The 10538-nt window shown below is 62.6% G+C and carries 8 protein-coding genes; 6 read left to right on the forward strand and 2 right to left on the reverse strand.

Annotated features, from left to right (window positions below; genetic code table 11):
• Positions 1-185: 185 nt before the first annotated feature.
• A complete protein-coding gene (gene pta, locus C2I19_RS19440) occupies positions 186-2267 on the reverse strand; it encodes a phosphate acetyltransferase (protein WP_103904269.1) in 2082 nt (693 codons plus the stop codon).
• Positions 2268-2286: 19 nt separating this feature from the next.
• Positions 2287-3480, reverse strand: a complete 1194-nt coding sequence (locus C2I19_RS19445; protein ID WP_103904270.1) for an acetate kinase — start codon at positions 3478-3480, stop codon at positions 2287-2289.
• Positions 3481-4100: 620 nt separating this feature from the next.
• Here C2I19_RS19445 and C2I19_RS19450 point away from each other — a divergent pair.
• The 6 genes from C2I19_RS19450 (at position 4101) to C2I19_RS19475 (ending at position 10293) form a co-directional block, all read left to right on the forward strand.
• On the forward strand, positions 4101-5210 hold the full coding sequence (locus C2I19_RS19450) for an aromatic ring-hydroxylating oxygenase subunit alpha (RefSeq protein ID WP_103904271.1): 1110 nt from the start codon (positions 4101-4103) through the stop codon (positions 5208-5210).
• A gap of 91 nt (positions 5211-5301) precedes the next feature.
• A complete protein-coding gene (locus tag C2I19_RS19455) occupies positions 5302-5811 on the forward strand; it encodes a hypothetical protein (RefSeq protein WP_103904272.1) in 510 nt (169 codons plus the stop codon).
• The gene (locus C2I19_RS19460; RefSeq protein WP_233201286.1) at positions 5796-6647 is read left to right on the forward strand and encodes a DMT family transporter; all 852 of its coding nucleotides are present in this window, start codon (positions 5796-5798) and stop codon (positions 6645-6647) included. The genes C2I19_RS19455 and C2I19_RS19460 overlap by 16 nt, the downstream gene beginning before the upstream one ends.
• Positions 6648-6668: 21 nt before the next feature.
• Positions 6669-7517: a DMT family transporter gene (locus C2I19_RS19465; RefSeq protein WP_103904273.1), complete on the forward strand. Its 849-nt coding sequence runs from the start codon at positions 6669-6671 to the stop codon at positions 7515-7517.
• Between the two features lie 47 nt (positions 7518-7564).
• Positions 7565-7921 carry a SpoIIAA family protein gene (locus C2I19_RS19470; RefSeq protein WP_103904274.1) on the forward strand — a complete coding sequence of 119 codons (357 nt, stop codon included), beginning with the start codon at positions 7565-7567 and terminating at the stop codon, positions 7919-7921.
• 59 nt (positions 7922-7980) lie between these two features.
• Entirely contained in the window at positions 7981-10293 is a 2313-nt protein-coding gene (locus tag C2I19_RS19475; RefSeq protein WP_103904275.1) for a Tex family protein, read from the forward strand.
• The last annotated feature ends 245 nt before the right edge of the window (positions 10294-10538 follow it).

Here is a 10538-nt window from a genome sequence, read left to right on the forward strand (position 1 = left end):
TCCGATACGACAAATTGAAGTGCAACTATGAGAGCGTGGTCGCCATGGCGTGCGCATACCTATGGTTGCCTATGTGAAACGTCAACAGCCCCTAGTAGGGCTTTGCCAAACGGTAGGTCGGCGGATAAAAGTCCAAAGCGAAACGGCTCCTGTGGGAGCCGTTTCGTTTGAAGCGCGCGGAGCGCTTATTGCGCCTGGGTCTGCTCCGCCTGTAGTGCGGTCAGGGCGATGGTGTAGACGATGTCGTCTACCAGCGCGCCGCGCGACAGGTCGTTGACCGGCTTGCGCAGGCCTTGCAGCATCGGGCCCACCGACACCACGTTGGCGGAGCGCTGCACCGCCTTGTAGGTAGTGTTGCCGGTGTTCAGGTCCGGGAACACGAACACGGTGGCGCGGCCGGCGACCTGGCTGTCCGGCGCTTTCTGGCGGCCGACGGATTCCACCGAGGCGGCGTCGTACTGCATCGGGCCGTCGATCAGCAGGTCCGGGCGCTTTTCCTGGGCGATGCGAGTGGCTTCGCGCACCTTCTCCACGTCGCTGCCGCTGCCGGACGAGCCGGTGGAGTAGGAGATCATGGCCACGCGCGGGGTGATGCCGAAGGCGACGGCGGAGTCGGCGGACTGGATGGCGATGTCGGCCAGCTGCTCGGCGCTCGGGTCCGGGTTCACCGCGCAGTCGCCGTAGACATACACCTGCTCCGGCATCAGCATGAAGAACACCGAGGACACGATGCTGGAGCCCGGGGCGGTCTTGATCAACTGTAGCGCGGGGCGGATGGTGTTGGCGGTGGTGTGCACGGCGCCGGAAACCAGGCCGTCCACTTCGTTCATCGCCAGCATCATGGTGCCCAGCACCACGGTGTCTTCCAACTGGGCCAGCGCCATCGGCTCGTTCAGGCCTTTGCCCTTGCGCAGTTCCACCATCGGCGCCACGTACTGGCCGCGGATCTCGTTCGGGTCAAGGATTTCCACCGAGGCCGGCAGCGTCACGCCCTGGGCTTCGGCCACTTGCAGGATTTCGGCGCGGTTGCCCAAGAGCACGCAGCGGGCGATGCCTTTTTCCTGGCAGATGGCGGCGGCCTGGATGGTGCGCGGCTCATTGCCTTCCGGCAGCACGATGCGCTTATTGGCCTTGCGCGCCTTTTCCATCAGCTGGAAGCGGAAGGCCGGCGGCGGCAGGCGCAGTTCGCGCGGTTCGCCCACGCGCTGCTTCAGCGGGCTGGCGTCCAGATGCTCGGCGATGAAGTCGATCACTTTTTCCATGCGCTCGAGGTCGTCGGCCGGCACTTGGCGGCTCATCGCGTTCAGCGCGCTGGCGGTTTCCATCGAGTTGAGCGAGGTGGCCAGCACCGGCAAGCCGCCGCTGAACGCCTGCTGGCACAGTTGCTGGATGCGCGGATCGGGCTCGGAGTCGCAGGTCAGCAGCAGGCCGGCCAGCGGCACGCCGTTCATGGCGGCCATGGAGGTGGCCATCACCACGTCTTCGCGCTCGCCGGGGGTGATGATCAGCGCGCCCGGTTTCAGCAGACTGACGATATTGGGCGCGGTGCGGGCGGCCACCACCATGCTGCGCACGCGGCGGCTGGCTTGTTGGCCCGCGTGCACCACGCTGGCGTTCAGGTGGCGGGCCACGTCCTGGGTGCGCGGCGCCAAGAGCTCCGGCTGGTACGGAATCACGCCCAAGAGCGGGAGGCCGGCCTTTTTCAGGCTGCCGGTTTCTTGAACTTCGCGGGCCAGTTGGGCGCAGTCCACATTGGGCTGCACGTGGTTCAGGATGTAGCCGGCGATATGCTGGCCGCCGAAAGCCTGGATGTTCATTTCCAGCTGTTCGGCGATTTCAGCCACGCCCAGCTCCTTGGCGGAGCAGACCAGCAGGGTCTGCGCCTGCAGGTTGCGGGCGATCTTGGTGTTGAGGAAGGTGGAGAACACCTGCTTCTGGTCCGGCACCAGGCCTTCCACGATGACGACGTCGACATTCTGCGCCACTTTCTGGTACAGGCTGACCACTTCTTCCATCAACTGGTCGACCTGGCCCTGCGACAACAGGTGCTCGACGCGTTCCATGCTGATGGGCTGCGGCGCGTCCAGGCGGCAGATGGCCTGGGCGAAGTGCATGGAGCGCTCCACGCCGTTGTCATCCACGCCTTGGGCGATAGGCTTCAGAAAGCCGACGCGCAGGCCGGCCTGCTCCAGCGAGCGGACTGCGCCCAGCGATACGGAGGTCAGGCCGGCGTTGAAGCCGGTGGGCGCGAGGAAAAACGTTTGCATATTGCTTCCCTCGTCCCGCTTAGTGGGCCAGGCCCGCCAGTTCGGCGGTGTCCATGGCGATCATCAGTTCTTCGTTGGTGTTGATCACCAGGGCCGGCACGGAGCCGGCGGCGGTGATGCAACCGGCCTTGCCGCGGATGCAATCGTTGTTGGCGGCTTCGTCCAGGGTCAGGCCGAGGAAGCCCAGCTGCTTGATCACTTCGCCGCGCAGGAAGGACGAGTTTTCGCCGATGCCGCCGGTGAACACCACGGCGTCCAGGCGGCCGGCGCCCACGGTCATGGAGGCCACGTACTTGGCCAGACGGTAGGCGAACACTTCCAGCGCGCGCTTGGCGCCTTCGTGGCCCTTGGCGGCGGCTTCTTCCAGCTCGCGGCAGTCATTGGACAATTCGGACAGGCCCAGCAGGCCGGATTCCTTGTTAAGCATATTGGTGATGGACTGGATGTCCATGCCGCGCTCGGTGGCCAGGTAGCCGAAGACGCTGGGGTCGATGTCGCCGGAGCGGGTGCCCATGACCAAGCCTTCCAGCGGGGTCAGGCCCATGGAGGTGTCGGCGCACTTGCCGTTGCGGATGGCGGCGATGGACGCGCCGTTGCCCAGGTGGGCGATCACCAGGCTGGTTTCATCAGCCGGCTTGCCCAGCATCTTGGCGGCTTCTTCGGCCACGAAGCGGTAGCTGGTGCCGTGCATGCCGTAACGGCGCAGGCTGTTTTCGCGATACAGCTTCATCGGCACCGCGTACAGATAGGCCTTTTCCGGCATGGTCTGGTGGAAGGAAGTGTCGAAAACGGCCACTTGCGGCAGGCTCGGGAATTCTTTGATTGCGGTGCGGATGCCCAGGATGTGTGCCGGGTTGTGCAGCGGCGCCAGCTTGATGCAGCGTTCGATTTCATCGATGGCGGCTTCGTCCAGCAGCGCGGATTGCTTGAAGTGCTCGCCGCCATGCACCACGCGGTGGCCGATGGCTTTCACGCTGTCCAGCAGCGCTACTTGTTGCAGCTTTTCGATGATGGCGTGCATGGCCGCGGCGTGGTCCGGCGTGGACAGCGCTGCGGTTTGCTTGTCGCCGTTGTACTTGAAGGTAATGCAGGCGTCCGCCAGGCCCAGCTTCTCTGCCAGGCCGGTCATGATGGCGTCGTGGCTGAGGCTGTCGATCAGCGCGAATTTCAGGGAGGAGCTGCCGCAATTGATGACGAGAATGGTGGAGTTCATAGGCTTTGGTATATAAATTTGAAAAAAACGGGTAATCGATGAAAAAAATCCACTGCGATGCGCCTGGGGACGATTTGTTGCCGGTCCGTCCTCGCAGAGGGACGGTGGCTGGCAAGCCGCGTCTTATCCGTGTGGTAGCGCATCCGGGCAGGTTTGACCAGTCCGATGTTGCGATCGCCTGCTGGATGTTGGTAAGGCCCGCAGCCCCACGCATCAAGGCTTTGGCTCATTCAGCCTGAGCTGCCGCGTTGGCCGTTTGGCGGGCGGAAGGCGTCAGGCCGGCGATATAGCAACAAGATTGACGGTAGTATACCACTATAAATCATCTATTTCTAATGTTGTACCGCGGTAGAAGTGACAAGTCTTTGATTTTAATTAAGCGGAGCGCGCTTTGTTTGCCGCAAACCGGCTCTCATGGCATAACTTGCCGCAGCGGGCAGCTTGCGGCCGATTGTCACAAAGAATTAACGCTTGCCCCGGGGGTGGGGCGAAGGCATAATTCCGCCCTCGTAATGCAAGGTTCGGCCTTGTTTTGATTGATTGTTTTTGATAGTCCCGCAAACTCGTCCCGAGCGAGATTCGGCTGGTCTTATATCTTCTACCACGGAGGTGTGGGAATAATGTCTGATCTGGCTTCTGCTCAACTGCTTCAAGCATCCGCAGCCCAGCTATCCGTCTATACCTATTTCGATCCCGCGTTCTACGCCAAGGAGCAGGAGCTGCTGTTCGCAGACGCGCCTCTGTACTACGGCCATGAGCTGATGGCGCCCAAACCGGGCGACTATCACACGCTGGATTGGCTGGGGCATGGCAAGATGCTCAAGAACGTGGACGGCGAGATCAAGCTGATCTCCAACGTCTGCCGCCATCGCCAAGCCATCATCTATAAAGGCCGTGGCAACGGCAATCACATTGTCTGCAATCTGCATGGCTGGACCTACGACGCGGAAGGCACGCTGGTGGGCGCGCCGCATTTCCCGGAAACGCCTTGCCTGAACCTGGGGCAGACCGAACTGGCGCGCTGGAACGGCCTGCTATTCGACGCGCGCCGCAATGTGGCGGCCGACCTGGCCCAGCTCGGCGTGGCCAAGCATATGACTTTCGATGGCTATGCCTTCCACTCGACGCACAGCACGGAATACGATTTCAACTGGAAGACCTTCATCGAAGTCTATTCGGAAGACTATCACGTCGATCCCTTCCACCCCGGGCTCGGCAATTTCGTCGATTGCGGCGATTTGAAATGGGAATGGGGAGACAGCTACCACGTGCAGACCGTGGGCGTGAAGAACCGCCTGGCGCGCGCCGGCTCCAAGGTGTACGGCAAGTGGCACGAGGAAGTGCGCCGCCGCTACGCCGAGCAGCAGCCGGAGTTCGGCGCCATCTGGCTGACCTACTACCCCAACATCATGGTGGAGTGGTATCCGCACGTGCTGGTGGTCAGCGTGGTGATTCCGCGCGGCCCGGAGAAGTGCACCGTGATTACCGAGTTCTACTATCCGGAAGACGTGATCTGGTTCGAGCCGGAATTCATCGAGGCGGAACAGGCGGCCTATTTCGAAACCGCCAAGGAAGACGACGAGATCTGCATCCGCATGCACGAGGGCCGCAAGGCGCTGTGGCTGGCCGGCGTCAGCGAAGTGGGGCCGTACCAGTCGCCGACGGAAGAGGGCATGCAGCACTTCCATGAATACTATCGCCGCAAGATGGGCGAGGCATTGGCTGGTTAAAAAGGCAAGTTGAATGCCATAATGCGAAGGCGCGGAATTCCGCGCCTTTTTTATTGAGATTCCGGACGAGATGATCTTCCCAACGTTTCGCATGACGGCGCTGATCGCGCTGTTGTCGCTCAGTCCGCTGGCGCTGGCCGCCAGTTATGCCGATCCGGTAAGCAAGATACGCTTCACTCTGCCGCCGGGCTGGAAAGTGCGCCCCGGCCTGGAAGAGGGCATGCGGGTGCTGCGGGTGATCCCGCCCAAGCCCGATCAGCGCGAGCGGGCGGCGATCTCGGTGAGAATAGGCGTGCGCAAGGCCAAGCGCGGAGAGAGCCTGGCGCGCATGGCGGCCGCCTTCCGCCAGGAGGACGGCGATCGCGAGGCGGCCAATTTCGTTCGGGTCAATCAGAAAACGGGCAGATTGGTGACGGAATACCGCGATGGCCGATTCGTCTCCAATCGGTTGTGGATCGTGCGGCATAATCTGCACGTGATCCAGTCGTTGGACAAGAACCGCTTGCTGGAGGCGCGCTGCACCGCCAACGCGTCGGAATTCAAGACGTATCGCCGGCAGATGGAGGCCATCTGTCTGTCCGCGCAATGGGCCAGGCGCTGAGCCGGCTCGGCGCCGGCTGGATGATACTGGCCGCCGCCTGTTTCGCGTTGATGAGCGCCTGCGCCAAGCTGGGCGCCGCGCATTTCCATTCCATTGAGCTGCTGTTCTGGCGCACAAGCATAGGCGCGGCGCTGCTCGGCGCGCCCATGATGCTGCGAGGGCATTCGCCGGCCACGCCGCATTGGCGCGCCCATATTCAGCGCGGCTTCATCGGCTACGCGTCGATGGCGGCGCTGTTCTACGCCTTGACGCGGCTGCCGCTGTCCACCGCGGTGACGCTGAACTACACCTCCTCGCTGTTTTTCTCGGCGCTGTGCATCGTCAAGCTGAAGGACAGGCCTCCCCCGCACGTGTGGCTGGCGTTGCTGGCTGGATTCGTCGGCGTGGCGCTGCTGCTGCGTCCGACTTTGACGCCGCAGCAATGGCTGCCGGGCCTGATCGGCTTGGTTTCCGGCATCAGCGCCGGTTTCGCGGTGTTCCAAGTGCGGGAACTGGGGCAAATGGGCGAGCAGCCTTGGCGCGTGGTGTTCTGGTTTTTTTGCCTGTCCAGTTTGATCGGCTTGGCGTGGCTGCTGCTGGGGCCTGGGTTCTCCGCCATCACGATGGCCAATGTCTGGCCATTGCTGGGCGTCGGGCTGTTCGGCCTGCTGGGTCAGTTGGCGATGACGCGCGCCTACAAGGAAGGGCGGCGTTATCTGGTGGCGAGCTTCGCCTACCTGACCGTGGTGTTTTCCGCGGTGCTGGGCGTGATTCTGTGGAATGATGGGTTAGGCGTCGGCAGCGCGCTGGCGATGGTTTTGATCGTGTCCGCCGGCATGCTGGCGGCGCGCAGTTGATATTGAAGCAAAGGCGGTTGGATGCGGTACAGGCAGTGGCGGCTCGGTTCGGGCTGGATGGTGGTGGCGGCGGTTTTCTTCGCGCTGATGGGTTTGTTCGTCAAGTTGGGGGCCAAGCATTTTTCGTCCACCGAGCTGGTGTTCTGGCGCACCCTGATAGGCGTGCTGACGCTGGGCGGGGCGGCTTTGTGGCGGCGGGAGCGCTTCGCCACGCCCTTGCTGCGCTACCACTTGCAGCGCGGCGTGATCGGCTATGCCTCGCTGCTGATGTCCTTCTATGCCATCGCCCATTTGCCTTTGGCCACGGCGTCTACCTTGACCTATACCTCGCCGATGTTCCTGGCGCTGTTGTCGGTGGTGTTGCTGAAAGAAAAGCTGCCGCGGCAGGCGATGGCCGGCCTGGCGCTGGGTTTCATCGGCGTGGTGGTGCTGCTCAAGCCCACGCTGTCCGGCGAGGTGTGGTTTGCAGGCCTGCTGGGGCTGGTTTCTGGTTTTCTGGCCGGCTGGTCCTATCTGCACGTGCGGGAGCTGGGGCGGCAGGGCGAGGCGGAGTGGCGGGTGGTGTTTTACTTCGCGCTGATTTCCACGGTGGGCGGGCTGCTGCTGCTGAGCTTGGAGCGGTGGCATCCGGTGACGCTGGAGAATGTCTGGCTATTGCTGGGCGTGGGCGGCGCCGCAACGGTGGCGCAGCTGGCGATGACCCGCGCCTACAAGGTGGGCCGCAAGCTGGCCGCGGCGAATCTTTCCTATCTGACCGTGGTGTTTTCCTGCCTGCTGGGCGCGCTGGCATGGGGCGATGCGCTGACGGCGGACTCTCTGCTGGCGATGGGCTTGATCATTGTCAGCGGCATGTTGGCGGGGCGGCGCTAAAATACAGTCGGAGCTTTTACAACAATCATTAGAGAAGGGAGAAGCGAATGATTTCGATCCGTGAGCAGGATTATGGCCTGGATGTGGCCTTGTTCAACGAGTTCACGCTGGCCGACTTCCAATTGCTGGAGCAGGCGATGCTCAAGCGGCTGGAGGAGCGCGAGAAGCCGGATCTGCTGCTGGACCTGTCCGAGCTGAAGGACTTCACGCTGGATATGGCGATGGAAGAGGTCAAGTTCATGCGCGCCCATGAGGAAAAAATGGGCCGCGTCGCCATCGTGGTGGGCGATGTCTGGATCAAGCTGGCCTCCCATATCGCCGGCCTGCTGTCCCACACCCATGTACAGTATTTCGATTTGGTGGAAGAGGCGCAAGCCTGGCTGGTGCGCCCGGTCGCTGCTTGATTTTGCGGCGGATGGCGGTACAGTAGCGTTTTTTGTTCGACGCGAAAGAATAAAAACCGATGCTGAAGAGTCTTTCCAGCCGCCTGGCGGCTGAGCTTGCCGTCCGCGAATCGCAGGTGGCCGCCACCATCGAACTGATCGACGGCGGCGCCACTGTTCCCTTCATCGCCCGTTACCGCAAGGAAGTCACCGGCGGTCTGGACGATACCCAGCTGCGCACGCTGGCCGAGCGCTTGGTCTACCTGCGCGAGATGGACGAGCGCCGGGTCAGCATCCTCAAGAGCATCGCCGAGCAAGGCAAGCTGACTCCCGAGCTGGAGGCGGCCATCTACGCCAGCGACAACAAAACCACGCTGGAAGACCTCTATCTTCCTTACAAGCCAAAACGCCGCACCAAGGCGCAGATCGCCCGCGAGGCCGGCCTGGAGCCGCTGGCCGACAGCCTGCTGGCCGATCCGTCGCAAGATCCCAACGCGCTGGCCGAAACCTACATCAATGCGGAAGCCGGCGTCGCCGACGCCAAGGCGGCATTGGACGGCGCGCGCGCCATCCTGATCGAGCGCTTCGCCGAGGACGCGGAGCTGCTGGGCCAGTTGCGCGAAAAGCTGTGGAACGAGGGCGAGCTGGCCGCCGCCGTGGTGGCGGGCAAGGAGAACGAGGGCGCCAAGTTCTCCGACTACTTCGACCATCGCGAACACATCAAGGCCATCCCCTCGCACCGCGCGCTGGCGCTTTTGCGCGGCCGCAACGAGGGCGTGCTGACTGTCGCGCTGAAATACCAAGCGGACGAAACGCCGATCACCGAGCGCTCGGCCTATGAGCAACTGATCGCCGCCCGTTTCGGCGTCAAGGATGCCGGCCGCGCCGCCGACAAGTGGCTGCTGGATGGTGTCCGCCTGTGCTGGCGCGCCAAGATCTTCCTGTCGCTGGAGTTGGAGCTGGTGTCGCGATTGAAGGATGCGGCTGACGGCGAGGCGATCAAGGTCTTCGCCGCCAACCTGCATGACCTGCTGCTGGCCGCGCCGGCTGGCCGCCGCGCGACGCTGGGCCTAGACCCGGGCCTGCGCACCGGTTGCAAGGTGGCGGTGGTCGACGATACCGGCAAGGTGCTGGACACCACTGCCATCTATCCACACGAGCCGCGCCGCGAGTGGGACAAGTCCATCGCCATCCTGGGCGCGCTGTGCACTCGCTATAAAGTTGACCTGATTTCCATCGGCAACGGCACCGCCAGCCGCGAAACCGACAAGCTGGCGCAGGATCTGATCAAGGCTTTCCCGCAATTGGGCATGACCAAGATAGTGGTGTCGGAAGCCGGCGCGTCGGTGTATTCGGCGTCCGAGCTGGCTGCCAAGGAATTCCCCGATATGGATGTCAGCCTGCGCGGCGCGGTGTCCATCGCCCGCCGCCTGCAAGATCCGCTGGCGGAGCTGGTGAAGATAGATCCCAAGTCCATCGGCGTCGGCCAGTATCAGCACGACGTCAACCAGAGCCAATTGGCGCGCGCCTTGGATGGCGTGGTGGAGGATTGCGTGAACGCGGTGGGTGTGGACGTCAATACCGCGTCGGTGCCGCTGCTGACTCGTATCTCCGGCCTGAACGTCACCCTGGCATCCAATATCGTGTCCTACCGCGACCAGAACGGCGCCTTCCGCACGCGCAAGGAACTGCTGAAAGTGCCGCGTCTGGGCGACAAGACCTTTGAGCAGGCGGCCGGCTTCTTGCGCATCGCCGGCGGAGACAACCCGCTGGATGCGTCCTCGGTGCATCCGGAGGCCTATCCGGTGGTGGAAAAGATCGTTGCCAAAGCGGGTCGCGACGTGAAGACCTTGATCGGCGATTCCTCTTTCCTGAAATCCGTGCGTGCTACCGATTTCACCGACGAGCGCTTCGGCCTGCCGACGGTGATGGACATTCTGAAGGAGCTGGACAAGCCGGGCCGCGATCCGCGTCCGGAGTTCAAGACTGCGACCTTCCAGGATGGCATCGAGGACATCAAGCATCTGCAACCGGGCATGGTGCTGGAAGGAGTGGTTACCAACGTTGCCAACTTTGGCGCTTTCGTCGATATCGGCGTACACCAGGATGGCCTGGTCCATATCTCGGCGCTGTCCAATAAGTTCATCGACGATCCGCGCAAGGTGGTCAAGGCCGGCGACGTGGTGAAGGTGAAGGTGTTGGAAGTGGATGTGGCGCGTAAGCGCATCGCGTTGACGATGCGCCTGGACGATGAGCTTGGTTCCGGCAATAGCCGCGGTGGCCGCAATGACAGCCGTTCCGACAACCGCCCGCGCCAGCAACGCGGCCAGTCCTCTGCTCCGCAGGGTGACACCGCGATGGCGGCCGCCTTCGCCAAGCTGCGCAAGGGCTGATTGGTCTATATAGAAGATAGAAGTGCCAGGAACAGGCCGGCGGCAGCGCCGGCCTGTTTGTTTTTGGGCGTTTTGGCGAGGATGGCTAGCCTGCGGCGCAGGGAGTTGAAATTTCTTGCATTGCAATTTCTTTAAAAATCATCGCCTTGCATGAATGCTGGGTGAAAAGTTCAATTTTTCTCGCAAAAGGTGTTGACGGGGGTGGGGCCCGGGCGTATAGTTCGCCTCCTCAGCTGACGCAGCGA

Origin of the sequence: Chromobacterium alticapitis, assembly GCF_002924365.1 — a bacterium.
Taxonomy (GTDB): domain Bacteria; phylum Pseudomonadota; class Gammaproteobacteria; order Burkholderiales; family Chromobacteriaceae; genus Chromobacterium; species Chromobacterium alticapitis.

Coding starts and splice junctions, on each gene's coding strand:
- pta (WP_103904269.1), bottom strand. CDS start 2,267: ATGCAAACGTTTTTCCTCGCGCCCACCGGCTTCAACGCCGGCCTGACC.
- C2I19_RS19445 (WP_103904270.1), bottom strand. CDS start 3,480: ATGAACTCCACCATTCTCGTCATCAATTGCGGCAGCTCCTCCCTGAAA.
- C2I19_RS19450 (WP_103904271.1), top strand. CDS start 4,101: ATGTCTGATCTGGCTTCTGCTCAACTGCTTCAAGCATCCGCAGCCCAG.
- C2I19_RS19455 (WP_103904272.1), top strand. CDS start 5,302: ATGACGGCGCTGATCGCGCTGTTGTCGCTCAGTCCGCTGGCGCTGGCC.
- C2I19_RS19460 (WP_233201286.1), top strand. CDS start 5,796: ATGGGCCAGGCGCTGAGCCGGCTCGGCGCCGGCTGGATGATACTGGCC.
- C2I19_RS19465 (WP_103904273.1), top strand. CDS start 6,669: ATGCGGTACAGGCAGTGGCGGCTCGGTTCGGGCTGGATGGTGGTGGCG.
- C2I19_RS19470 (WP_103904274.1), top strand. CDS start 7,565: ATGATTTCGATCCGTGAGCAGGATTATGGCCTGGATGTGGCCTTGTTC.
- C2I19_RS19475 (WP_103904275.1), top strand. CDS start 7,981: ATGCTGAAGAGTCTTTCCAGCCGCCTGGCGGCTGAGCTTGCCGTCCGC.